This is a genomic window from Mucilaginibacter sp. P25 (assembly GCF_050859465.1).
Lineage (GTDB): Bacteria > Bacteroidota > Bacteroidia > Sphingobacteriales > Sphingobacteriaceae > Mucilaginibacter > Mucilaginibacter gossypii.
Map to the genome: position 1 here is coordinate 6,590,742 of NZ_CP193937.1, position 25,828 is coordinate 6,616,569.

General features: G+C 42.8%; 22 protein-coding genes and 1 pseudogene. 11 read left to right on the top strand and 12 right to left on the bottom strand.

Annotated features, from left to right (window positions below; genetic code table 11):
• Positions 1-36: 36 nt before the first annotated feature.
• From ACRQ5D_RS33180 to ACRQ5D_RS33190, 3 genes are read right to left on the bottom strand one after another with little or no spacing between them, the layout of a single operon-like run.
• Positions 37-453: a response regulator gene (locus tag ACRQ5D_RS33180; RefSeq protein ID WP_432327923.1), complete on the bottom strand. Its 417-nt coding sequence runs from the start codon at positions 451-453 to the stop codon at positions 37-39.
• Entirely contained in the window at positions 450-2,378 is a 1,929-nt protein-coding gene (locus tag ACRQ5D_RS33185) for an ATP-binding protein (protein ID WP_432329945.1), read from the bottom strand. Before ACRQ5D_RS33185 ends, ACRQ5D_RS33180 begins: the two co-directional genes overlap by 4 nt.
• Positions 2,297-3,895, bottom strand: coding sequence for a ligand-binding sensor domain-containing protein (locus ACRQ5D_RS33190; RefSeq protein WP_431198870.1), 1,599 nt, complete (start codon positions 3,893-3,895; stop codon positions 2,297-2,299). Before ACRQ5D_RS33190 ends, ACRQ5D_RS33185 begins: the two co-directional genes overlap by 82 nt.
• 334 nt (positions 3,896-4,229) lie before the next feature.
• Between ACRQ5D_RS33190 and ACRQ5D_RS33195 the strand changes: the two genes are divergently transcribed.
• From ACRQ5D_RS33195 to ACRQ5D_RS33225, 7 genes are all read left to right on the top strand, one after another.
• Complete coding sequence (locus ACRQ5D_RS33195; protein ID WP_091170045.1) at positions 4,230-5,117, top strand: helix-turn-helix domain-containing protein; 888 nt, start codon at positions 4,230-4,232, stop codon at positions 5,115-5,117.
• 481 nt (positions 5,118-5,598) lie between these two features.
• Positions 5,599-7,239, top strand: a complete 1,641-nt coding sequence (locus ACRQ5D_RS33200) for an alpha-L-fucosidase (RefSeq protein ID WP_091170048.1) — start codon at positions 5,599-5,601, stop codon at positions 7,237-7,239.
• 5 nt (positions 7,240-7,244) lie between these two features.
• The gene (locus ACRQ5D_RS33205) at positions 7,245-9,140 is read left to right on the top strand and encodes a glycoside hydrolase family 97 protein (protein ID WP_431198871.1); all 1,896 of its coding nucleotides are present in this window, start codon (positions 7,245-7,247) and stop codon (positions 9,138-9,140) included.
• A gap of 109 nt (positions 9,141-9,249) precedes the next feature.
• Positions 9,250-10,518, top strand: coding sequence for an L-fucose:H+ symporter permease (gene fucP / locus ACRQ5D_RS33210; protein ID WP_091170054.1), 1,269 nt, complete (start codon positions 9,250-9,252; stop codon positions 10,516-10,518).
• Between the two features lie 18 nt (positions 10,519-10,536).
• Entirely contained in the window at positions 10,537-11,553 is a 1,017-nt protein-coding gene (locus tag ACRQ5D_RS33215; protein ID WP_091170058.1) for an aldo/keto reductase, read from the top strand.
• Positions 11,554-11,568: 15 nt separating this feature from the next.
• Entirely contained in the window at positions 11,569-11,793 is a 225-nt protein-coding gene (locus tag ACRQ5D_RS33220) for an L-rhamnose mutarotase (RefSeq protein ID WP_432327924.1), read from the top strand.
• 29 nt (positions 11,794-11,822) lie between these two features.
• Positions 11,823-11,903, top strand: coding sequence for a hypothetical protein (locus tag ACRQ5D_RS33225; protein ID WP_432329947.1), 81 nt, complete (start codon positions 11,823-11,825; stop codon positions 11,901-11,903).
• Between the two features lie 242 nt (positions 11,904-12,145).
• On the opposite strand, the gene ACRQ5D_RS33230 is transcribed toward ACRQ5D_RS33225, so the two are convergent.
• Entirely contained in the window at positions 12,146-13,123 is a 978-nt protein-coding gene (locus tag ACRQ5D_RS33230; protein ID WP_091170064.1) for a glycoside hydrolase family 43 protein, read from the bottom strand.
• Between the two features lie 195 nt (positions 13,124-13,318).
• Between ACRQ5D_RS33230 and ACRQ5D_RS33235 the strand changes: the two genes are divergently transcribed.
• The 4 genes and pseudogenes from ACRQ5D_RS33235 to hemN all read left to right on the top strand — a co-directional run bounded on the left by ACRQ5D_RS33235 (position 13,319) and on the right by hemN (position 18,045).
• Positions 13,319-14,506 carry a PAS domain-containing sensor histidine kinase gene (locus tag ACRQ5D_RS33235; RefSeq protein WP_091170066.1) on the top strand — a complete coding sequence of 396 codons (1,188 nt, stop codon included), beginning with the start codon at positions 13,319-13,321 and terminating at the stop codon, positions 14,504-14,506.
• Complete coding sequence (locus tag ACRQ5D_RS33240; RefSeq protein WP_431198872.1) at positions 14,451-15,554, top strand: response regulator; 1,104 nt, start codon at positions 14,451-14,453, stop codon at positions 15,552-15,554. Before ACRQ5D_RS33235 ends, ACRQ5D_RS33240 begins: the two co-directional genes overlap by 56 nt.
• A gap of 72 nt (positions 15,555-15,626) precedes the next feature.
• Positions 15,627-16,672 (top strand): annotated as a pseudogene (locus ACRQ5D_RS33245) (2-hydroxyacid dehydrogenase).
• 5 nt (positions 16,673-16,677) lie between these two features.
• The gene (gene hemN, locus ACRQ5D_RS33250) at positions 16,678-18,045 is read left to right on the top strand and encodes an oxygen-independent coproporphyrinogen III oxidase (RefSeq protein ID WP_091170076.1); all 1,368 of its coding nucleotides are present in this window, start codon (positions 16,678-16,680) and stop codon (positions 18,043-18,045) included.
• Positions 18,046-18,109: 64 nt separating this feature from the next.
• Here hemN and ACRQ5D_RS33255 read toward each other — a convergent pair whose 3' ends face one another.
• The 8 genes from ACRQ5D_RS33255 to ACRQ5D_RS33290 form a co-directional block, all read right to left on the bottom strand.
• Positions 18,110-19,885 carry a hypothetical protein gene (locus ACRQ5D_RS33255; protein WP_091170079.1) on the bottom strand — a complete coding sequence of 592 codons (1,776 nt, stop codon included), beginning with the start codon at positions 19,883-19,885 and terminating at the stop codon, positions 18,110-18,112.
• 61 nt (positions 19,886-19,946) lie between these two features.
• Positions 19,947-20,633 (bottom strand): sulfite exporter TauE/SafE family protein, encoded by a 687-nt coding sequence (locus ACRQ5D_RS33260; RefSeq protein ID WP_091170083.1) that lies wholly within the window; start codon positions 20,631-20,633, stop codon positions 19,947-19,949.
• Positions 20,630-21,061, bottom strand: coding sequence for a FixH family protein (locus ACRQ5D_RS33265; RefSeq protein WP_091170085.1), 432 nt, complete (start codon positions 21,059-21,061; stop codon positions 20,630-20,632). Before ACRQ5D_RS33265 ends, ACRQ5D_RS33260 begins: the two co-directional genes overlap by 4 nt.
• Entirely contained in the window at positions 21,054-22,346 is a 1,293-nt protein-coding gene (gene ccoG / locus ACRQ5D_RS33270) for a cytochrome c oxidase accessory protein CcoG (RefSeq protein ID WP_432327928.1), read from the bottom strand. Before ccoG ends, ACRQ5D_RS33265 begins: the two co-directional genes overlap by 8 nt.
• Before the next feature lie 85 nt (positions 22,347-22,431).
• Positions 22,432-23,340 carry a cbb3-type cytochrome c oxidase N-terminal domain-containing protein gene (locus ACRQ5D_RS33275; RefSeq protein ID WP_091170092.1) on the bottom strand — a complete coding sequence of 303 codons (909 nt, stop codon included), beginning with the start codon at positions 23,338-23,340 and terminating at the stop codon, positions 22,432-22,434.
• The gene (locus tag ACRQ5D_RS33280) at positions 23,337-23,528 is read right to left on the bottom strand and encodes a hypothetical protein (protein ID WP_091170095.1); all 192 of its coding nucleotides are present in this window, start codon (positions 23,526-23,528) and stop codon (positions 23,337-23,339) included. Before ACRQ5D_RS33280 ends, ACRQ5D_RS33275 begins: the two co-directional genes overlap by 4 nt.
• A gap of 8 nt (positions 23,529-23,536) precedes the next feature.
• A complete protein-coding gene (ccoN, locus tag ACRQ5D_RS33285; RefSeq protein ID WP_091170098.1) occupies positions 23,537-25,663 on the bottom strand; it encodes a cytochrome-c oxidase, cbb3-type subunit I in 2,127 nt (708 codons plus the stop codon).
• A gap of 86 nt (positions 25,664-25,749) precedes the next feature.
• Positions 25,750-25,812: a hypothetical protein gene (locus tag ACRQ5D_RS33290; protein WP_432329949.1), complete on the bottom strand. Its 63-nt coding sequence runs from the start codon at positions 25,810-25,812 to the stop codon at positions 25,750-25,752.
• Between the last annotated feature and the right edge of the window lie 16 nt (positions 25,813-25,828).

Below are 25,828 nucleotides of genomic sequence, written 5' to 3' on the forward strand. Positions count from 1 at the left end.
CTACCGAGAATTCGGCGTTGTCAATGTTTTTTTCAATTATTTGTACTGCTTTTTTATAAACGCTTCATCAAGTGATTCGGTTTCTACTTCAGTTGGTTTAACATCAAGCTGCTTTTGATAAGTTTTACGCATATCTTGCTGCATGGCCAGTATGTTCTTTAATTTAGAAGTCAGTATTTCGAAATTGAAAGGCTTGGTAAGGTAATCATTGGCACCCGTTTCAAGTCCCTGCAATTGCTGTTCTTCATCTGTAACAGCAGTAAGGAGAACAACCGGTATATGTGATGTACGTTTATCGTTTCGTATTTTGCGGCATAAATCTATGCCATTCATCTCAGGCATGCTAATATCGCTGACTACAAGGTTAGGATGAAGGGCCAGGGTTTTCTGCCATCCTTCCTTTCCATTAGCAGCTTCGATGATGTTAAAAGTTTCATTTAAATTGTCTTTCAAATAAAAACGAAAATCCTCATTGTCTTCAACCAGTAAAACAGAAAGCTTCTTAATTGAATTGCTGCCTCCCATCTGTACCCAATCGGTATTTTCGGATACCGCTGTCCGGGGAAATCAGGTTCATTTATCGATACTTCTTCGTCTGTTACTAAATCAACAGGTAAAAATATAGTAAAATAACTGCCTTGTCCGGGTTCACTTTGCACTGATATTTCACCGTTGTGCAGCTTTACAAATTCTTTAGTTATTGACAGCCCTATACCACTACCCTGGTTAACCATAGATCCTGGCACTTCGTTTTGAAAAAAGCGCTCAAAAATTCTGTCCTGCTTATCTAACGGAATACCAATACCCGTATCAATAACCTTTATCTCAAGCTGTTGCTTTCCAGAGTCCTTTTCGAGTATCGCCAATAAAACGCTTATATGTCCGCCATCAGGTGTAAACTTAAAAGCATTAGAAAGCAGGTTGAAGATGATGCGTTCGATTTTATCGTGATCAAAGTTGATAATCAGGTTTTGAATTTCCGAGTCGAATACCAGCCTGATATGTTTTTTCTCAGCAACATCCGAGAACGAATAAGCCATTTCCTTAATAAAACTGATAATATCACCACTCCGTGCATGCAGCCTAAGTTCCTGCACCTCCATTTTCCTGAAATCAAGCAACTGGTTTACCATATTTAGTAACCGTTTGGCATTGCGGTTAATTAATTGCAACTGATTTCTCTGCTCTTCGGCCTCGGTTTGCTTTAAAATCTTATCAACAGGTGCCATGATCAATGATAAAGGGGTCCGGAATTCATGGCTTACATTGGTGAAAAACTTAATTTTCATCATGTCCAGCTCATGCATACGCCTGGCCTCCTGCCGCTCATTTTCAATTAACAATTTAGCCTCGCGTTTCTCCTTTTCGATTTCAAACTGCCTTCTTATTTTTTGAATTCCGCGCCGGCGCATCAAAAATAGGATCCCAAATAAAAGTAATATATAAATAAAATAAGCCATTGTCGATTTCCAGAACGGGGGCAATACCTTAATTTTTAATGTGATATAATCAGGGTCCCACCGCCCTTCCTGGCTAACCGCCCGTACTTTAAAAGTATAATCGCCGCCATCAAGGTTGGTGTAGGTAGCTTTTCGCGTAGCATTATCGGCATCAATCCAATCCTTATCAAAGCCTTCCAGCATATACTGATGTTTTACTTTGTTGGGATTAAAGAAATTAAGCGCGGCAAACTCAATGGTAAATACATTTTCGCTGTGTGTCAGTGTCAGCTCGCGGGTTGCCGAAATAGCTTTTGACAATACCACATGTCCGTTAACTTCTTCATTGGCTTTAATACTTTTGTTATACAGCAAAAAATCAGTAAAAGTTAGTTTAGGCTTGTTGGTATTGGCATGTATGGCTAACGGGTCGAAAATATTGAAACCATGCCCGCCGCCAAATATAAGTTCGCCCTTGCGGGTTTTGAGCCCTGCCTGGTCATTAAATTCCCTGCCTTGCAAACCATCCGTTTCATCAAAATTCTCAAACCTAAAAGCGTAAGGAGCCTTTTGGGCAATAAGCGTTACCCTGCTTAAACCATTAGCAGTACTAAACCACATTCTTCCTTTGCTATCTTCCAGTATTTGCAATATGGCATTATCTGGTAATCCGTTTCGCTTTGTTAGTGATGTGAACTTGTTGGTTTCGGGGTTAAGTATGCTTAATCCGTAGCGTGTAGCTATCCAGATCAAGCCGTGCCTGTCCTGGTTAATGCAGTTGATTGTATTACTGATTAAGCTGTTAGGATCATCTTTATTTATGCTGTAATGAATAAACCTGCCTGTATTTTTTAAAATCACATCGATACCAAAGTATCCTCCAACCCAAATATTGCCTTTGCGGTCTTCAAACAGAGCAGAAACGTAAAGACACCTGATATCTGTTTGTTTAAAGGGAGGGGAAAATTTCTTTTTTCTCTGTCAAATATCTGGAGCCCGGCTGCAAATGTCCCTATCCATAACTTATGCGATGAATCTTCGAAAATACTCATCACCCGGTTATCGGCAAGGCTCCCCGCTATCTTATCGTCATGTTTATAATGGGTAAACGTTTTTCCGTCAAAGCAGTCCAGGCCGCCAAAATATGTCCCTATCCACAATTTTTGATCATGATCGATACATAAACTGACAATAATATCGTTGCTGAGACTGTTTGCATTTCCTGGTTCATACTTATACTGCCTAAAACTGCCGGTTTCACGGTTAAAATAAATTAAGCCTCCCCCGTTTGTACCAATCCAAATATTCCCATTTTTATCTTCAACAAACTTGTTAGCATCTTCGAAGCCCAAACTTTTAGGGTCTGAAGCGAAGTGCCTGTACAATGGGAACCGGATAATATTTTTGTGATAATAGCTTACACCTTCTTTAAAGGTGCCTGCCCACATAATACCCGAATCGTCTTTATAAAGGTTGATAACGCTGTTTTGACTTAATGATTTGGCATCATCTTCCCTGTTCAATAAATAGGTAAATGTGAAAGTTTTTTTATCTAACAAATTTATACCACCGTGGTCGGTTGCTATCCATATCAGGCCGTCATCGGCCTGGATAATGTTGCTGATGATATTAGATTTTAATTTGAGCCCCGAAGGTTCGTTAGCGATAGGCCTGAACGCCCTGCTTGAGGGACTGTAATAATACGCGTTGGCGTAAAAACCAGGTGTGTAAAACCATAAATCATTGTCCTTATCCACAGTAATAGCGTAATAAGCATCTTTGTTATTAACGGCTTTATTAAATACCTCGGTATGATAAGTAATTTTGTTTTGTTTGATATCGAACATCTCAACGATGCCGTTACGGTACACCACCCAAACATTGCCGGTTGCATCCAGTGTTATATCTGAGATAAAATTTGAATACAATGACGCACCTGAACGGTGATGATAATACCGACGGGTTGTTTTGTTTATTTCATTATGCCTGTACAGACCGGAATCCGGGCACACCAGCCAAAACTCGCCCTTACCACCGCGAATTATTTTAGATACGTTAGGATATCCGGGAACCTTTAACGAGCGCGTCATTACCGACATATCACTGTCAAACTGTTCCGTTTCCGGATCATAAAAACAGTATCCTCCGCGGGTTGATACCCATAATTTTTTGCCGGGTCCTTCAAAAATACCGCTTACAAAATCATCATTAAGCGACTTTTTGTTATTTGCGTCATGCTTGAATATTTTAAAACTGTAGCCATCATAACGGTTAAGCCCTGATGCAGTTCCGAACCACATAAAACCTTCGGAGTCTTTATAAATGCAGTTTACCTGGTTGTGCGATAAGCCATTACTTCGGTTTAACTGCGAAAACTGATATTTACCATTTTGTGCAAAAGCGACACGCAGCGTCAATAGTAAAACAAGCATGCTTATGGATAATTTATATCTCATAGCTTAGGGATAGGGGTACTCATAAAGTTCGATCAATAGGTTAGACTATCTTCACAAAAACAAGTCTTTTTTAATATGGCTTTAGTAAATATCCTATTTTGAACGTATAAATCCAAAAACACCCGATTATGAGGATACTTTCAAACTTCCACCAACCGTTAAAAAGGAAAGCCTATTCTTTTACCGCTTATATTGGTTAATTCAAACCTACAGTAAAATAAGCATTCAAATTTTGATTTAAATGGACTTTTTTTGTAAAAAACCGACTTCATAATCTTTAAACCACTCATATACTTTTAGGTGTGTCAAATCAATTTGCATATTTGTAGTTCAGATGATTAAAAGGAATTTAAAGCATACTTTCTCGCTCCTTAACGTTGATTACGTAAGGTTAAACCCAAAATGGAATTACAGGAATGTGATCAGCCCTTACTATCGCATTTATTATATAGATGATGGAGAAGGTGAAATTTCAGATGCAGCCAGTTCGCTAAAACTTGAACCGGGTTATTTGTACATCGTTCCAAGCTTCACCCTATGTAATTTAAGTTGCAACGATTACCTGGGCCAGTATTTTGTACAGTTTTTTGAAGATTCGATAGATGGAAGTTCGCTTTTTGCTAATCACAGGGTTGTATTGAAAACAATGGCCACCGAAATGGATATAAACCTTTTTAACAGACTGCTTGAAATTAACCCGGGGAGGGGAATTAACAGGTCAGATAATCCTAAGGTGTATGAAAAAGATATCTACTATAAGGAATATCAGGAACTTAATAATCAACAAAACACTTCCGTGTACCTGGAAACCCAGGGTATCCTCCTGATGTTAACCGCAAAATTCCTTAACCCACAATTATTTAAACATCCGGAACATAAATCTATACCCATTAAAATTGCGGAAACCTTAAATTATATCCTTGTTAATTTACATATGGATCTTTCCGTAAACCTGCTTGCATCCCGGGCAAATCAAAATGTCGATTACTTTTCAAGGCAATTTAAGCAGCACACAGGAACCAGGCCATTAAATTATATAAATGAAAAACGAATTGAACGTGCACAATATCTGATGGCAACAAGCAGAATGGCTTACTCAGAGATCTGCACGCAAACCGGGTTTGATAACCTTTCTTATTTTTCCAAAACATTCAAAAAGCTAACCGGTATGTCGCCCAGTGAATATAAAAAACAGATGTACCAGGTTGGCTTCAATCATTAGTATTCATACCTACTTATCATTATCGCTTTTTTCACCGATAATGCCACAACCCGAGAACAGCATGGTCTGAAACAGCCAATGATTTCATTTTTACAATCCCGTTCCCAAACCTTCCTTCACTACGCATCCTGATATGGCGTAAACAAACGCTTAATTTCCATTATTAAGTAATTCTCAATAAATAAGCTATTTATAGGTAAACCTGAAAAATAATATGATTTAAGTAGTATCCGATCCTTTTATCAATCTCAACTTCAATCGTAATATCAAACACTCAAAAAGTCGGGTTTGTATAAAAAAAGTCCCATTAGGTCAACTATTTGAATATTATTTCAAAGAAATTTGATTGATGATCAATTTAACGTGAATAGCTCATCAACCAATTATAGATAATGACATATAGAAATTTACTTAAAGGCCTGGCTGCTCGTTTGCATAGCTGATCCAGATAGGTACTTTTTCAAAACTTCCAAACTCAATTATGAAAAGAAGAACATTAATAAAAGGCATGGCCACGGGACTCTCATCTCTGTATCTGTCAAAGGTATTTGGTAGCAGTTTACTGCAAACAAACACTGAAACTATTTCTGGGCCGTTTAAACCAAATTGGGATTCATTGGCTCAGTACCAGGTGCCGGACTGGTTTCGCGATGCAAAGTTTGGGATGTGGGCGCATTGGGGCCCGCAATGCCAACCGGAACGTGGTGACTGGTATGCACGCGGCATGTACCAGGAAGGCAGCGATCAGTATAAATATCACGTCCAAAAATATGGACATCCTTCCAAATTCGGTTTTAAAGACGTTATTAATGAATGGAAAGCCGAAAACTGGAACCCTGACGAGTTGGTTGGCCTATATAAAAAAGCCGGTGCCAAATATTTTATGGCACTGGCCAATCACCATGATAATTTTGACCTTTATGACAGCAAATACCAAAGCTGGAACTCCACTAAACTTGGCCCCAAAAAAGACCTGATAGGCGGCTGGGCCAAAGCAGCTAAAGAGCATGGTTTGCCTTTTGGCGTAACCGTACACGCCTCCCACCCCTGGACCTGGTACGAGGTTGCCCAGCGCGCGGATAAAACCGGCCCGTTAGCAGGCGTACCTTATGATGGCAAGCTTACCAAAGCTGATGGTGCAGGTAAATGGTGGAACGGTTACGACCCACAGGAATTATATGCACAAAACCATCCGTTAAGTAAGGACAGCCTCGATAACAACAGTATGGGCAGCCATTGGGACTGGGGCAACGGCGCAAGCGTGCCCAGCAAGGCTTATTGCGATAAGTTTTTGAACCGAACCATTGAGCTGATAGATAAATACGGCCCAGAACTGATTTATTTTGATGATACAGCCTTGCCCCTATGGCCGGTGAGCGACGCCGGTTTAAAAATAGCGGCGCATATGTACAATACCAGCATTAAAAAGCATGGAAAGTTGCAGGCCGCACTGTTTGCTAAAGTATTGAATGAGCAGCAACGTAAATGCATGATATGGGATATAGAACGTGGCCAAAGTAACCAGATAGAACCTTTACCGTGGCAAACCGATACTTGTATTGGCGGCTGGCATTATGATCGGCGCATATTTGATAATAAAGGCTACAAAAGTGCCAAAACAGTGGTACATACCCTGGTTGATATTGTAAGTAAAAACGGTAACCTGCTTTTAAATGTCCCATTACGGGGAGACGGAAGTATCGACAGCGAAGAACGAACTGTTGTTGAGGGAATAGGAGCCTGGATGCAGGTTAACAGCGAGGCAATTTATGGCACCCGCCCCTGGAAAGTATTTGGAGAGGGGCCCGCAACAGATTCAGCGGCTCCAATTAGCGCGCAGGGCTTTAATGAAGGCAAAGGCAAACCATTCGGAGCCGAAGATATCCGGTTTACCGTAAAAGGCAAAACCCTTTACGCCACCATGCTGGGTTGGCCAACCGGGAATGAAGCCGTTGTTAAAAAGTTAGCAAAAGGTAATGAAGCAGGCAATGTAAGCAGTGTAAGCTTGCTTGGAAACGGCAATTTGAGTTTTGAGCAGACTGAGGCCGGTCTTAAAGTAAAATTACCTGAGCAGGCACCCGGTAAAGATGCGTTTGTTTTAAAAATAGAAGGAGCTGTTTAATTTATATGATGAACCTGAAAACTTGTTACGCCCTGATCACTGCCGTTTCACTGGCAGTTCCTTCTTTGGCGCAAACGTTTAAGCTGGTTTCGCCGGATAAAAAAACCGTTGTGGAAATAAACAACACCAGCAGCCTGAGATATACAGTTTCCAGCAATGGTTTAACAATCGTCCATCCTTCATCACTCGGTTTCGAGTTTAAAGATGAACCGGCTCTTGGCAACGGTATGGCCGTAACCGGTCATGTGGAGCATTCTGTTAACCAAACGTGGGCGCCGATAGTAAAAGCGAAGCACAGTATCGTAACCGATCATTACAATGAACTGGAATTATCACTGGTTGAAAAATCAGCGCCAATGCGCCGCATGAACATATTGTTCAGAGCTTATAACGATGGTGTTGCTTTTCGCTACCAGTTGTTCGGGGCTGATAAAATCGGCGACCGGCAGATAGTAAAGGAGCTCACCGCTTTTAACTTAACAGCAAAAGCAAAAACCTGGGTGGCAGACTATGGTAGTTATACCTCATCCCAGGAAACCGAATTTCAACCGAAAAACCTAAACCATATTACTGATAAAACAATTGCAGGCTTACCCCTGCTGGTAGAATTAGATGAGCATCATTATGCGGCTTTTACTGAAGCCAATATTGATAACTATCCGGGGTTTTATATAGGATCCTCAAAAACTGACACTGGTACTACCGACAAAATTAGCCTGATCACCAAACTATCGCCCCTACCCGGTGAAGGTGAAAATGGTGTTAAAGCACGCTTCACTAATAATTTGTTTACACCCTGGCGCGTAGTGATGCTGGCTGCTTCGCCAGGTAAATTAATTGAATCGGAACTGATACAGAACCTGAACCCACCTAACGTATTGAAAGATCCCAGCTGGATCAAACCAGGCATGAGCGCCTGGGATAACTGGTGGAGCGGAGACGTAAAGGTTGACATGCCAACGATCAAAAAGTATATAGACCTGGCATCGGCACAACATTGGCCTTACATGCTTATTGACTGGCAATGGTATGGGCCATTTAACAAGCCTGAAGCAGATATTACCAAAGTGGCTCCGCAATTAAATATGCCCGAGATTTTAGCCTATGCTAAAGCCAAAAAGGTTAAATGCTGGCTTTGGTTATATAGCTCGGATGTTAACCGGAATGACAATTTTGAAAAAGCATTTCCGATTTACGAAAACTGGGGTATTGCAGGAATAAAAATTGATTTCATGGACCGCGATGATCAGCAAATGGTGAACTGGTACCGTCGTATCATCCAAACGGCTGCAAAGTATCATTTGATGGTTGATTTTCATGGCGCTTTTAAACCCGACGGCATTGAGCGGACCTATCCCAACATGGTAACCCGCGAAGGAGTTTTAGGAGAAGAATATTCCAAATTTTCGACCAGGATAACAGCCGGGCATAATACCACATTGCCATTCACCCGTATGTTGGCCGGGCCAATGGATTATACTCCCGGCGGATTCCTGAATGTAAAGAAAAGCGATTTCAGAAAGGGAAGCCCTACCCAGGTAATGAACAGCCGATGTGCCGAGCTGGCAAAATTCGTGATCTACGAAAGTCCGTTTATGGTTTATTGCGATGCGCCTGAAAACATTTTAGGCAAGCCCGGAGCCGATTTTTTAAACAATATACCAACTGTTTGGGATGACATGAAGGTACTCGGCGGTTACCCGGGCCAATATGTCATTATTGCTAAAAGAAACGGGAAAGACTGGTATATCGGCGCGATGACAAACGATTCTGAAAGGACTGTACAATTGAAAATGGATTTTTTACCGGCGGGCAACTACACGTTATCATCATGGGGCGATGTGTTGTCATCTCCTCAAGGCCTAACCCGGGCTGAAAAAAGTTATCGGCTAATTCCGTGATCAACATCCATATGGATACAGCAGGCGGATGGGCAGCTAAAATAACTGCCCAGTAATTAATTGAGAACCTTTAACCCGGCATACAAAAGTTTAATACAATGATCAGATCATGACAAAGAATAAAACTCTTTTTCCATTTATATTAATAACCAGCTTATTCTTTCTGTGGGGGTTTGCACATAACCTCGACCCGATATTGATACCGCACTTAAAGAAGTCGTTTACGCTTACCACAGTGCAGGCTACGCTTGTAGATTCTGCGGTGTTTATAGCCTATTTCGTGATGGCTTTACCTGCGGGGTTCATTATGAAAAAATATGGTTATAAAACAGGTATTATCACAGGGCTGCTAATTTTCGCGTTTGGTTCCTATTTATTTATACCTGCAGCCAATACGCAGCAGTACACATTTTTCCTTGTAGCTTTGTTTATCATTGCCTGCGGGTTAACCATCTTAGAAACTGCCGCCAATCCTTATGCTTCTTCATTAGGAGATCCCGCAACTTCTACACAAAGGCTTAACTTTGCGCAATCATTTAACGGGCTTGCTGCCACCCTCGCGCCTATAATTGGCGGGCGTATTATACTGACAAAAGGTTATACTCCGGCACAATTAAGCGCAATGACAGAAGAGGGCCGTAAACTGGCGCTGGCCGCCGAAGCTTCATCAGTAAAAACACCCTATTTTATATTAGGCAGCGTGTTGGTGTTTATTGCCATACTTTTCGCGTTTACACGGCTGCCAAGGATCCAGCAGCATGAAGGACACGCAGCCAGTAAAAACATTTTCCATGCCCTGAAGCATCGTCATTTAGCATGGGGTGTGGCTGCCCAGTTCTTCTATGTTGGCGCGCAAGTTTGTGTATTTAGTTTGTTTATTCTTTATGCCACGAAATCTGCCAGACTTACGGAGGTGCAAACGACCTACTATCTCAGTTTGTGCGGCGCTGCATTTCTAATAGGCAGGTTTATTGGTACTTTCCTGATGAGGTATTATAGCTCGGCTGTTTTACTTGCAGTTTATGCGGGTATCAATATCTTGCTATCCGCAATCGCCATTTTTGGTCACGGCATGATCACGGTTTACACAGTAATTGGGATCTGTTTCTTCATGTCCATTATGTTTCCAACCATTTTCGCGCTGGGTATAAAAGATCTGAAGGCAGATACGGAATTTGGCAGCAGCCTGATCATTATGTCTATCGTTGGTGGTGCTGTGTTGCCAAGGGCATTCGGTTATATCAGCGATGTAACTGGCAATATTCAAAATGGTTATGTGGTACCGTTGGTATGCTTTGCGGTAGTGGCCCTTTTTGGATTGAAAGGACATCGTGTAAAAGTGGGGCCGGAAAATGTACCGGTTTCAACTATCCTTTAACAATTTTCCATTTTCAATATGCAGGAAATTAATTTACCTAAAGTAATTTTTGGAACCAGCGGATTAGGAAATTTATATGTAGCACTTCCAGACGATGTTAAATGTGCTATTGTTGCCGAAAGTATCAGGCATTCTCCTAAACCGGCTGTATTTGACTCAGCAGGGAAATACGGCGCGGGGCTCGCGCTCGAATCATTGGGAAAGGCTTTGGCAATACTAAATGTCTCCCCCTCGGAGGTACTGATCAGTAATAAATTGGGCTGGCTGCGTACGGCGTTAAAAAGTCCCGAACCTACTTTTGAACCGGGTGTTTGGCGCGACCTGAAATATGACGCCGTTCAGCGAATAAGTTATGAAGGCATCCTGGAATGTTATGAACAGGGAAATGAGTTGCTGGGGAATTATCGTGCACAACTGGTATCTGTACATGACCCCGATGAATACCTTAATGCAGCAAAAGATAAACAGGAACAAGCACAACGCTACCGGGACATATTGGACGCTTACCGGGCATTGATTGAATTAAAACGCAATGGCAAAGTAAAAGGTATTGGTGTAGGTTCGAAAGACTGGCGGATCATCAAAATGATAACGCAGGATGTAAAATTGGATTGGGTAATGATCGCCAATAGCATGACAATTCATAGCCATCCGCCAGAATTAATTGAATTTATGCAGGAACTTGAAAAGCAAGGAACTTTGATCATTAATTCCGCCGTTTTTAACGGCGGCTTTTTAACCGGATCTGATTATTATAACTATCGGTTAACTGATCCGGTAAAAGACAAACATTTACATCGTTGGCGAGAGTTGTTTTATCGCTTATGTGCAAATTATAAAATAAAACCGGCGGATGCCTGCGTGGCTTTTGGGTTAAATGGTCCAGGCGTTAAAAGCATCGCCCTGAATACCACAAATCCCAATAGGGTTGCACAAAATATTTCGCTGGCTTCATTAAAGATCCCACCACAATTTTGGAAAGAAATGAAAGAATATGGCTTAGTTGACGAATCATACGCTTCCGCCTATCTGTAAAAATTTAATCTCACTATGAAAAGATACTGTTTGGCCCTCGATTTAAAGGATGATTCGCAATTGATAGCGGAATATGAACATTGGCATAAGGCTGAAAATAGCTGGCCAGAAGTACGCAAAAGCATACTGGACGCGGACATTCTTGATATGCAGATCTATCGCACGGGAAACCGGTTGTTTATGATCATGGAAACGAGCGACAATTTTGAGTCAAAGAAAAAGAAGAAATGGATGCGCTAAATCCTAAAGTACAGGAATGGGAGCAACTTATGTGGCTATTTCAACAGCCCCTCCCCTGGGCAAAAGAAGGAGAAAAATGGGTGATCATGAAACAGATTTTTAAACTTTAAGCACGGGTGATATACAGATAATATTGCAAAAAACAGGGATAAACGATTAATTGCGCAACGTTCAATCACCAACATAAGATACGGACTTAAAATAAATTAAAACCATAACGCAACTCCCGATTCCGGGCATACAACGGGAAAGACGCAAATCATGGCGGTCTTTCCCGTTTTCTGCTTTTGGGTTACTTAGTGTTTATGACTTTTGGCTAAGGACTAAACACCAATTTATCGTTAGCACCACATCAGTTATTTATTTTCACTTCGCCGTCTATTACCTCAAAAGGAATCCACAGATAACCGGATTTCTCCAGGTCAAGTTTGTTCCACAGATCTCCCATGAAGATAAAATTTGAAGGTTTTCCGTTTATCGGCAAAACATAATTTCCCTGTGCAAAGAACGTTTGTTCTGCATTGGTACCGCTGCAGGGGTTGCCTATCTCAGTCCACGCCCCCATGATACTATTGGCAGTTGCGTAAGATGCCGCATTGGGGCTCCAACCTGAGCATCCCGAAGTGATCAGGAAATATTTGCCGTTATTTTTGAAAAGTGCCGGGCTTTCGCGGTTTCTGTCGATCAGAATCCTGGTATAATGTTCCGTTGGCTTCAAATAATCATCTGTCAGCAGGCAAACATGCATAGTGTTGTTATCTTCGGATGAATAAACAACGTAGGCTTTGCCATCGGTATCCTTAAAAAGTGTCATGTCCCTAAGCATTTGATTGTTTGGTTTGATACTGCCCAGGTACGTATATGGCCCCTCGGGCGAATCGCTTATGGCAATACCGGCCTTTGAATCCTGATAATCATTTCTGTCATTATGGAACCACATCACAAATTTTTTGGTTTTCTCATTGTAAAGCACCTTGGGCCGTTCAATTACCCTACCGGTATCCAGATCATTTGACGGGTCACCTGTGACAGATCTTAATGCAGTTCCGAGATTTTTCCAATGTTTCAGATCTGTCGACGAATAACACGATACCCCGCCTGCAGGGACCCGGTAATCTTCCCAGCTTTGCCCGGGAACCAACCAGGTTTTGCCTTTTTTAATTTCGCCAAACAGGTAATATACCTCATTATAATAAAGTACCCCTGCCCCATGAGCATTAATCTGATTTCCGTCAGTGTCCTTAAAGTCTCCGCCCGAAATCATGTTTTGCGACCGTGCCTGGTTATTGAAAAATATGGATAAGATCAGGATCAGTACCGTATACTTCATATATTTTGTTTTCTATTTTAACAGATCGGATAGAGTTTAAAAATAGGTAAAAAAAGGATGGTTGCTCTACACTCAACCATCCTTTTACTTTGTGCCTCACCATAAAAAGTGATTGTGATCACTTTTTATGGTGAGGCACATCATATTGAAGACTAAATCCATTCGTGATCTTTGGCATTAAACAAGGAAACGCTGATGGAGAATGCCGCGCTGCTAAAAGCAATTATTGAAAATGCCATAGACGGCATTATTACCATAAACAGCCACGGAATTATCGAATCTATCAATCCGGCAGCATGTAATCTGTTTCAATACAGTCCCGGCGAAGTAATTGGTAAAAATGTATCTGTTTTAATGCCCCCGCCCGATAAGGAGCTGCACGATGGTTATATAAACCGTTATCAAAACACAGGCAAGGCGCACATTATAGGTTTTGGCCGCGAAGTTAAGGGGTTAAAAAAAGATGGCTCCGTATTCCCTTTCCGCCTGGGGGTAAGTGAAGTACAGTTTTCAGGCCGAAAAATCTATACCGGTTTTATCCATGATCTCACACGCGAAAAGGAGGCAGAAGAAAGATTAAAGGACTACGCCGTCCATTTAGAAGAGCTTGTTGAGGAGCGTACAATTTCTTTAAAGCATTCGGTAAGCGAGTTGTTGCAGGCTAAAGAAGAAGTTAGCCTGTCATTAGAGAAAGAAAAAGAACTTGGACAGATGAAAAGCCGCTTTGTATCAATGGCCTCGCATGAATTCAGGACCCCTCTGAGCAGCATCCAGTTATCGGCCATTCTTGTTGAAAAATATGCGCAGGAGTTTAGCAATCCTAACATCAGCAAACACATCGCCAAAATAAAAACGTCGGTAGGTAACCTTACGGGTATCCTAAATGATTTTCTGTCGCTCGAAAAACTCGAAGCCGGCAAGGTCGAGCCCGTATTTACCGAATTTAACCTGGTAAAATTTGGCGAGGAAATAACAGAAGAAATGCAACTGGTAGCCAAACAAAACCAAAATATCATTTATCAGCATACCGGTACTACCAGTGTTTTTAAATTGGATCCCGCATTATTAAAAAACTGCATCATTAACCTGATCAGCAACGCCATCAAATACTCGGGCGAAAATACCTTTATTGAATTTAACACGGAGGTAGCCAGCGATCAGTTGGTTGTTGTGGTTAAGGATAATGGTATAGGAATCCCTGAAAATGACCAGAAGCACTTGTTTGAAGCGTTTTTCAGGGCACATAATACCGGCAATATATCAGGTACTGGTCTCGGCCTTAATATAGTAGCGCGCTACGTTAGCCTGATCAACGGCACGGTGCAATTTGAAAGCAAAGTTAATTACGGAACATCATTCACGCTCACATTTTCGCAATCATGAAAAAAGTATCCTCATTATTGAAGACAATACCGATATAAGGGAAAGCACCGCCGAAATACTGGAGCTTTCCGGCTACCTGGTATTGCAGGCCGGCAACGGCAAAATTGGTGTCGACTTAGCTATAAAGCATAAACCGGACCTTATTTTGTGCGATATCATGATGCCCGAGCTTGACGGGTATGGCGTATTATTCATGCTCAGCAAATCGCCCGAAACGGATAATATACCCTTTATATTTTTAACCGCGAAAGCCGAACGGGTTGACTTTAGAAAAGGCATGGAAATGGGTGCCGATGATTATCTTACCAAACCTTTTGACGATATAGAATTGCTTAATGCCATTGATAGCAGGTTGAGCAAAAAAGAAAAACAACAGGCATTTTTTAGCAGGTCGCTGCAAAAAATAGAGCACCTGGCCATCAATTCGCGCAACGGAGCAGCCGAATTAAACGCACTGATAGCCAGTAGAAAAATAAGGCAGATAAGAAAAAAACAAGTATTATTTTATGACGGGGATAGCCCGCAGGGAATTTACCTGGTGATGGAAGGCAGCATAAAAACATTTAAACTGGCCGAAGACGGCAGGGAACTGATGACCGGCTTATACAAAGCCGACGACTACCTTGGCGTACATGCCCTGCTGCTTGATGATGCTTACGGCGAAACTGCCGAAGCAACCGAAGACGCGGCCATATGCCTGCTGCCGAAAGATACCGTTTTAACCATGCTTGACCGGTATCCCGACGTTGGCCGGCAATTTTTGAAAATACTGTCAAACAATATCAAAGAAAAGGAAGAACAACTAATCGAGCTGGCCTACCATTCGGTAAGGAAACGGCTGGCGCAGGTATTGGTAAGGCTGAACAAGCAAAACGGCGAAACGCAGGAATTTAAAATATCAAGGGAAGAAATGGCATCAATGGCCGGTATGGCTACCGAAACGGTAAGCCGTACGCTTTCTGATTTTAAAGAGGAAGGCCTGATAGAAAAGAAAGGTGCAACCATCAATATAACAGACCTTAACAAACTGGTAAAAATGAGAAACTGATAAAGGTCATTTTTATCACTGACCGCGCTCATGGTTTTGATGATGCCAGCCAGGTAGTTTTGTTTAATATAAATGTGTATAGATGAAAGTTGTAGCTTACAGTATCAAGGCGTTCGAAAAGGAATTTTTGGCCAGAGCGAACCAAAAAAACATGATATTACCCTTATCTCTAACCCGTTAAATTCTGAAACCGCGGTTTATGCCGAAGGTAAGGAAGCGGTGGTTGTTTTTACCAATGACGATGTATCTGCCTATGTTATCAACCAACTGGCCGATCTTGGCGTTAAATATATTGCTACCCGGTCGGTTGGTACAGATCATATCGATAAGGAAGCAGCAGCTTTGCGCAACATAAAACTGGCCAACGTACCTGAATACTCGCCGCAGGCTATTGCCGAACATACCGTTGCCATGGCACTTGCCCTAAACAGGCATTTAGCCGAATCAAACGCCCATAGCCACCTGTTTGATTTCAGGCTGAATGGCCTCATGGGGTTTAATTTATACGGCAAAACAGTTGGCATTATTGGCCTGGGACATACCGGGCAGGCGACTGCCGCTATCTTTAACGGCTTTGGCTGTCGTGTTATTGGATACGATCCGCTTGCAAAATCAAACTTGCCAGGAATTGAACAAGTGGCTATGAATGACCTGCTTGCTACTGCCGATATAATTTCATTACATGCCCCCTCTGCCCCGAAAACTATCATATGATAAATAATGAGACTCTTGCTTTGATGAAAGATGGAGTCATGCTCCTGAATACTTCGCGGGGAGGGTTAATTGATACTGAAGCAGCATTACGGGCTGTTGAAACCGGTAAAATAGGTTATTTAGGACTTGATGTTTATGAAAAAGAAAAAGGCCTGTTTTTTGAGCAGCATCAACATGATACCGATAGAGACCCATTGCTGGAAAAACTGATGACCTTTAAAAATGTCCTCATCACCCCCCATCAGGCTTTTTTAACCAGTGAGGCATTACAGCAAATTGCTAATCAAACCATAAAAAATCTTGATCAGTGGCAGGCTAAAAAGTGCGTTGGAAATGCGTGTGTGTGTGCAAAAAACTGCAAAGCGACCGGTGAGCTATCAACGGTTGATACTACCAAAGCTTAATATTTATGAAAATTCCCCAGCACCTTATTGATAAATACAACGTTGCTGCTCCCCGTTATACCAGTTACCCTACGGTACCTTATTGGAACATTGAAAACTTCGATGAAGAGGAATGGCGAAAATCAGTATCGCTTTCTTTTAAGGAGAGTAACGATCGTGACGGGATCAGCCTGTATATTCACCTGCCATTTTGCGAAAGCCTGTGTACCTATTGCGGTTGTAACACCCGCATCACCAAAAACCACCGGGTAGAAGAGCCGTACATTAAAGCTGTTTTAATGGAGTGGGCCATGTACGTCAATACCTTTGAAAGCAAACCCGTTATCAGGGAAATACACCTTGGCGGCGGCACACCTACATTTTTTAAACCCGAACACCTGGCCATACTGATCAATGGTATATTAAATTCATCAACTATTCATCCCCAGGCCGAGTTTAGTTTTGAGGCGCACCCCGCCAATACAACTGTTGATCATTTACAGGTTTTATATAATCTTGGTTTCAGGAGGATAAGCCTCGGCATCCAGGATTTTGACCCGAGGGTTCAGTTTATCATTAACCGGATCCAGAGTTTTGAACTGGTAAAACTGGTTACGCAGCAAGCCCGACGGATCGGATATACATCCGTTAATTTCGATCTGATATATGGCCTCCCGCTTCAAACTATCAACGGGCTAAAGGATACCATTGCCCAAGTGGCGAAATTAATGCCCGATAGGATTGCTTTTTACAGTTATGCCCATGTACCCTGGATAAAACCCGGTCAGCGCCGTTTCACCGAAAATGATCTGCCCGATGCTAATGAAAAAAGGGCTTTGTATGAATGCGGACGCGAATTATTTACAGCATTGGGTTATCATGAAATTGGCATGGACCATTTCGCCTTGCCTACGGATAGTCTTTACTTAGCCGAACAAAATGGTACGCTGCACCGTAATTTCATGGGTTACACCCATCAATATACCCAATTAATGATTGGTTTGGGCGTATCGTCCATAAGCGATAGCTGGTATGCATTTGCCCAAAATGTAAAAAAAGTAGAGGAATACCTGCAATTGGTTAACGCCGGCCAACTGCCGGTATTTAAAGGTCATATGCTTACGGCCGATGATCTGAGCATTCGCAGGCATATTTTAAATATCATGTGTAACGGCAAAACCTGCTGGAACCTGCATAATGAAACAAGTGAAGCTTTTTTAGAGGGGCTGGAACGTATGCGCCAATTTGAGCAGGACGGGCTGGTTGAATTAAATTCATGGTGCATTACTGTTACCCCCATGGGTAAACGCTTTTTACGCAATATATGTATGGCGCTTGATGCCCGCCTATGGGCCGACAAGCCTACTACGCAGTTATTCAGCATGACTGGATAAGGCTTTGACAACACCAACTATCAGTTAAACAAAGAAACCGGGATTGATTCCCGGTTTCTTTGTTTTAGATATTTAGCAATTGCAGTTTCTCTTCTGATAAGACCAGGTCCTTCAGCATCCGCTCCAGGTAATCCTGGGTTTGGTTGCTTATTTGCGGGATCAGCTGTTTATAGTATGTGATGCCCTGCTGTAATTGGTCTTTAAATTTGAGCAGGTATTTTCCTTTCTTTTCGTTGAGGTTTGCTACATAGCCCGAAATGTCCTTTTTAAGGTAATCGATATAAAGGTTTAGCTCATTGATAAACATATTAGGGCGGGTTGTTGCCTCAAGCAAGTTGATATGCCCATAGATATGGCTAACCATATCATCAAGCGTATAAACCCCTGAAAAGAAGGCGATATTTGGTCCGGGACAAATGGTTACTGCCTTGTTTTCCCGGGCTTTCAGAATATCGTTTTTGATATAAGCAGATGCACAAAGCCCTTCGCATAAGCAAACCTTTTCGGTAACAGCATCTATCTGTTTTTGAATTTCATCTACCGGAAGCTCACTGTGTTTTAGCTGTTTTATTTTCAGATGCTGGTACTCACGTGATGCTGTGCAAATGGGATGTTCGGTAAACTCGGTATTTGATACTAAATATTTTTTATTGCAGGGACTACCCGGCCTGCCATTTGCTATCCTGCTAAGTCTTTGCTCTTCGCCCGAGCTTTTGCTGAAGTTATTGAACAGGATACCCAGCGGGGATGACGAGCTTACATAAAAATCATCATGGCCGGCGCCTGCCAATTGTTGCAGCGTATGTTCATCAACATTGGTGGCTTCGGGTACCAACAGGAACGGGCTGCCCCAACCGGTAGCATCCATCTGATAATGCTCCCGCAAAAAAACATCTTCCTGCATAGTGCCTATCCCACCCTGTACGCTGATCTTTTGCGCCGGACTGGCCTCTGTAAACCCCCTTTCGGCAAGTGCAGGTTGATAGAGGTCAAGCAGCTCGTGTATCATATTTTCCCTTTTCAGTTTAAACTCTTCCAGGATGGGTCCGAGCAGCAGGCCATCAGTAGCAAAAGCATGCCCTCCACAATTCAGGCCCGATTCAATCCTGAACTCTGATACCCACAGCCCCTTCTTTGCTAAAAACTTAGCCTGGATCAGCGCCGAACGAAAATCGCTCACCTTTAAAACGATCCGTTTACGAAGCTCGTTATTGCCATCAGGATAAAAACACTTAAAAGTTTCCAGGTAACTGTACAGCCTCGGGTTCATTCCCGCCGAAAGTACCACTGATGAATCCAGATCGCTTTCAGCAAAGCCTTTTAAAGCAGCAAGCGCGTCGGTATGGGTATCGCCGGTATAATTGCCGTCTGCGTCAAAGTTCATTTTATCAACTTTGGCCATGATATTTACATCAATAGCACCTTTGTTCATTCTGGCGCGCAAAAGATCTTGAAAGATCTGTTTACGTTCCCCCTCAGGATACTCGTTCATCAGTTCGTAACCCTGCTTTGAAGCCGAAGCCTCAGGTAATAGGTTAAAGTAACGGTCGATGTCCATTCCCTGGTTAAATGGCATTTGTTTAAGTTCTTCAAACTGCCTATTTACCAGTTCGTTTAATAAATTAAGATAGGCTGTAATCCGTTTTGAACGGCTGTCGGGGCCGCTTTTTAAAATTGGCGTAAATGGCAAACCATTTTGAGTTGAATGATACTGCCGCATACGCTCAACGAGTTCATCATCAACAATTGAAACAACGGACGAGATACCGTACCGGGCCACTTTTAGCGGTGTATCAACAGAGTATCCCAAACCTAAAACAGGTATATGAAAGCTGTGCATATAATTAATTTAATATTATGTATTTAGAATAAACATGAGGCTAATCAATCTGCCTACGGTGTTACTTACAAATAACAGTTCCGCTGGCCGATGGCGGGCTCAGATAAGGAATATCAAGTGCGAGCCCGCGCAGTAAAAACCAGGCGCCAAGGCATAGCATAAAATAGGGAACCACCCTGTTCATCTTTCTTCGGATGCCCTGGTTAACAAATCCACTGCCAACAGTGACTGCCAGCATTAAAGGCAGGGTACCCAAACCAAACCAAATCATGTATTGCACGGAAGCACCCACTGACGAAGTGTTTACCGCACCGATGAGCGCCAGGTAAACAAAACCGCAGGGTAAAAAGCCGTTTAACAAGCCTATGGCCAAATGGCCGGCCCGATGCTGTAACGCGTAAGTAAGCAACGCATTAAAAGGCTTCAGCAGCCAGTTACCAGTACTTTTGTTACTAATTTTCAACTTCCACAATCTTGAACCGGCCGCCAGCAGGATCAGTATCCCGCTAATGATGCTTACCCCCTGCTGCAAACCTGAAAGCCATAATTGCTTACCGATGAGCCCGGTTATTAACCCGAGGGTTGCGTAACTTATAGTACGCCCAAGGTTATATACCAACTTATCCCACAAGAGCAGCCAAAAGCTACTGTGGTTAATGGGGATAGCGAAGGCGAGCGGGCCGCACATTCCTATACAGTGAACACTACCAAACAAGCCTATAAAAAAAGCGATTTGACTGGTGCTCATGGTATAAATATTTCTTTGGTATACAGGTATTTTTTGCCGTTGCTTTCCCAATTAAAAACCAGCTGCCACCTACCTGGCTTTACATCAGTCAGCGGAATATTAACATTACCCGCCAGGTTGCTCTCCAGGTTGATATGTTTGTCCATTTTGCCGTCGTCCGGGCGCTTCAAATCTGCTGTTCCCTTTACCAGACCTGTAAACTTTACTAGCAGAATATTGTTGTTAATGCTGATTGATGGCTGTGCTTTATCGCTAAGTACTTGCTTCTCTTTATCATAATCGGCATTAAACGCAAGCCCTTTTTCGTAATAATGCGGATCGACATCGTCGGGCTGCCTGAACATGGCAACGCCCATGGCTACAATGTAACTCATAAAAGCCAGCATGCCTATTACTATTCCTTTTCCCCAGTTTATATGCTTAATCATTTGTTGGTGCTATAAAATTGGTTTTAACAGATTGAACCACCTTACCGCCAAGCAACAAGTTCAGTTTAATGGTAGTTTTGGCGGCATGTACTTTTGATGCAGGGAGCATGACAAAAAACACCGTTTTAGCCGATCCGCCCTTTGCAACCGGTCCGGGCGCCTGGATATAACTGATCTTAACAGCCGGATCATCCGCCCCTATCCTGATCACTTTATCCTGATTGGTTTTATTAATGATTTCGGCATTATAAATATTACTGATGTAACCGCCCGGCTGTTGCTGATAAAGCATTCCCGCACTGCGCATAACGGTGATATCCATATCGCTCCGGCTGAAAATAAAATAACCAAGTACAGCCACCAGCACGGTTATTACCGCGGTATATCCCATCATGCGCCCGGTAAACGAGGGCTTTTCTTTCAGCCTGATCATATTTTCGGAGAAGTAGCCAATCAGGTTGCGGGGCTTTCCTATCTTGTCCATTACCTGGTCGCAGGCATCTATACAGGCAGTACAGTTGATACATTCAATTTGAGTTCCTTTACGAATATCAATACCTGTAGGACAAACAGCAACGCACAGGCTGCAATCAACGCAATCGCCTTTCAGGTTAAAGGGGTCCGCGTTACGGCTTAACTTGCCCCGTGGTTCGCCACGCACATCGTCATAAGCTACTACTAAAGTATGCTCATCAATCAATACACTTTGTAAACGCCCGTAAGGGCATATCAATGTGCAAACCAGCTCACGTACCTGGCTGTAAATCAAATAAAATACAATGGTGAATACCCATATACTGATAAAACCAACCCAGTGGGCTGCAACAGGCTCAACAATAATTTTAACAAGGCTTTCGCTGCCGATGATATAAGCGAGGAAAGTGTTGGCGATCAGAAAGGATACGAATACAAACAAAGCATGTTTGGCTGTTTTTTTGATGATTTTTTCCCGTGTCCAGGCACCAGCGTCAAGCTTTTTACGCTTATTGGCATCCCCTTCTATCCAAATCTCTATCTTTCTGAAAACCATTTCCATAAATATGGTTTGAGGGCAAATCCAACCGCAGAAAATACGACCGAAAGCAATAGTAAATATTACCACGCAAACCAAAAAAACAAGCGAAGCCAGCATAAACAGAAAAATATCCTGCGGCCAAAACACCTGCCCCAGCAGTACAAATTGCCGATCTATCACATTGAGCAGCAACAACGGCTGGCCATTGATTCGTAAAAACGGCCCAGCAAAAAGAAAATGAGATAAAAATAGCTTAACCAGCTTCTCCATTTATAAAACCTGCCTTTACGTACCAGCGGATACATCCACTGTCTTTTCCCGTTTTCTTTTGCCGCCAGTAAGCCGTCCATAATCGTTATATTTTTGCTATCTTTTTGCCTTTTGCCGCAATGTCATCCGCATCTTTTTCGCCCTGCGGTTCTTTAGGATTAGCCGGATTGCTGCCATGCAATGATTTTATATAGTTTGCCACATCCGAGATTTGCTTGGGCGATAACTGTTTCTCCCAGTTGGGCATTCCTTTGGCCAGTACGCCATATTTTATGGTTTTAAACACATCATTGATCTTACCACCATGCAGCCAGTAGTCATCGGTAAGATTGGGGCCAACTACACCCTGTGCGTGATCACCGTGACAGGGAACGCAGCTTTGTTTAAAGATCGCCTGCCCGGAAGCCAATACAGCCTGATCGGTAACAAGTTTAACTGTTGTTTCGTCAACCCGGTTAGCGGCCTTGCTCAGGTATTCTTTTTTGGCAATATCTGCCTGGGCCATCTCCGTTTTATATTCATCATATTGTAACTGCCCAAAGCCAAAAACATGATAAATGAGGATGTAACCAACTGCAAAAACAATGGTGATATAAAACATGTAGCTGAACCAGCCAGGAATAGGATTGTTAAGCTCCTGGATACCGTCATAATCATGTGCTATGATCAGCTCCTTTTCTTCAGACATTGGTCTTAACGACAGTAATTTGTTCCAAACCTCTGTTTTAGGCTTTTTAACTTTTTTGGCGGGTTTCATCTCCGCTATGATCTGCTCTTCTGTATACCCCTGCGCCCGGAGCGTTATTTTTGTCAATACCCTAAGCGCCCTGAGCAATACCAGCATGGCTACAATAAATAATACCAGCATGGCTATAATTGCTCCATACCCTATCTCGTTCATCAAATCGCCCGGTATCAGGCTGTCATCGGCGGCCATTGCCGGTTGTAACGGTATCATCAATACAAGTAAAATTAACAGGCGGCGGTATTTCATAAGTTGTAAGAATTAAGGGATTCACCATGACTATCCTTCAAAGGCAGATTACGCATATGATCTACATGCTGTTTCCTGAGCCTGAAAAGCAGGATAGCTACTACAATAAAAAATACGAGGAAGATCCCCAGAGAAAATAACAGGTAACCCTGGGCACCCGAAATGTGTTCTGTAAATTGCTTAAACATTGCTTTTGTTATTTAGCGGCGGTTTTGCTTGCTTTGATATCGGTACCCAAACGTTGCAGGTAAGCTATCAAGGCTACTATTTCTTTATTGTTTTTAACCTTTATATGATCGTTATACAGGTTATCGGCAATTTCTTTTTCCTGTTTACTAAGATCGTTGTTGGCTATTTTTTCATATCCTTCGGGATATGGGACACCCAGTGTGCGCATGGCCTTTATTTTGGCGGCTGTGGTAGCCGTATCAAGATTTTGGGTTAACAGCCAATCATAATTTGGCATAATACTCCCCGGCGACATGAGGCGTGGGTCCATCAAGTGGTTATAGTGCCAGGCATTGCCGTATTTGCCGCCCTCGCGCGCCAGGTCGGGCCCGGTACGTTTTGATCCCCATAAAAACGGGTGATCATAAACAAATTCGCCGGCCTTGCTGTATTCGCCATAGCGCTCGGTTTCTGAGCGGAAAGGCCTTACAGTTTGTGAGTGGCAGTTTGAGCAGCCCTCTCTGATATAAAGGTCACGTCCCTGCAACTCAAGCGGAGTATAAGGTTTTACCGCCGCGATAGTTGGGATATTTGATGATATAGTCAGCGTTGGCATCAACTCAATAAAAGTACCCACCAGTATAACCAGCAATGCGGCTATCATCATTTGTATTGGTCGGCGTTCCAATACCCGGTGCCATGTTTCTTCATGCCCGGTTGTGCTTAAAGCAGGCAACGGCATAGCCTGGGCAGGCTCATTTGCAACGAGTTTGCCCTGCAGCGCGGTGCGGCAAAGGTTATATGCCATTACAATAACGCCCAGCAGGTATAATCCACCACCTACAGAACGCATAACATGCATAGGCAATATGCGCATCGTTGTTTCCAGAAAAGCGGGATATTTCAGTATCCCCTCGGGTGTAAACTCTTTAAGCATTAAACCCTGGGTAAAACCAGCCCAATACATTGGTATAGCGTAAAACAGGATCCCGAGCGTACCTATCCAAAAATGAAACGAGGCCATCTTTTTTGAATATAACTGCGTTTTATAAATACGCGGAATAAGCCAGTAAAGGATGGCAAAGGTTAAAAAGCCGTTCCAGCCCAAAGCGCCAACGTGTACGTGGGCAATTATCCAATCGGTAAAGTGGCCTATGGCGTTCACCTGTTTCAATGAAAGCATAGGACCTTCAAACGTGGCCATACCATAAGCAGTTAAGCCAACTACCATAAACTTCAGGATCACGTCGTCACGAACTTTATCCCAGGCACCTCGCAGGGTGAGCAAGCCATTGATCATGCCGCCCCAGCTTGGCGCTAACAGCATAATAGAAAAGGCCACACCTAATGACTGCGCCCAACCGGGAAGCGTGGTGTACAGTAAATGGTGCGGGCCGGCCCAGATATAGATAAAAATGAGCGCCCAAAAGTGCAGGATACTTAACTTATAGGAATAGATAGGCCTGTTGGCCATTTTGGGCAAAAAGTAATACATCATGCCCAGATATGGGGTGGTCAGGAAAAATGCCACCGCATTGTGGCCATACCACCATTGTACCAGTGCATCCTGCACGCCGGCATATACCATGTAGCTTTTAAAGGCTGATACCGGCAGTTCAAATGAATTTACAATATGCAATACGGCAATGGTGACAAACGTGGCTATGTAAAACCATATGGCAACATATAAATGCCGTTCGCGGCGTTTAAATATGGTTCCAAACATATTAATGCCAAACACAACCCAGATAAGGGTAATTGCAATATCTATTGGCCATTCAAGTTCAGCATATTCATGCGAGGTGGTTAAACCTAAGGGCAACGTAATAACAGCCGAAACAATGATGAGCTGCCAGCCCCAAAAGTGAATTTGACTAAGGGCATCGCTAAACATCCGCGCTTTTAACAGCCGCTGTAATGAATAGTAAACACCCATAAAAATAGCGTTACCCACAAAAGCGAAAATCACCGCGTTGGTGTGTAAGGGCCGGATGCGGCCAAATGTAGTGTATTGGTTGCCCATGTTCATCCCCGGGCTATACAATTGTATGGCTACGATGAGGCCTACGGTCATCCCAATTATACCCCAGATCACCGTGGCGATACCAAAATTACGGACGATCTTGTTGTCATAGTAAAAATTTTCGGGCTGCATATGATATTAAATAATTTGATGGTGTAAAAGTATTGAGGGGCTGCCGCCGACAGAATGATTACGGTTTGCCCGAATAATGACATTGGTCATTTTTTATCTTTATCAGTTGGTTCATCATCCAGCAGGATCCTTACCGATGGGGTATACAGATCATCATGCTGGCCG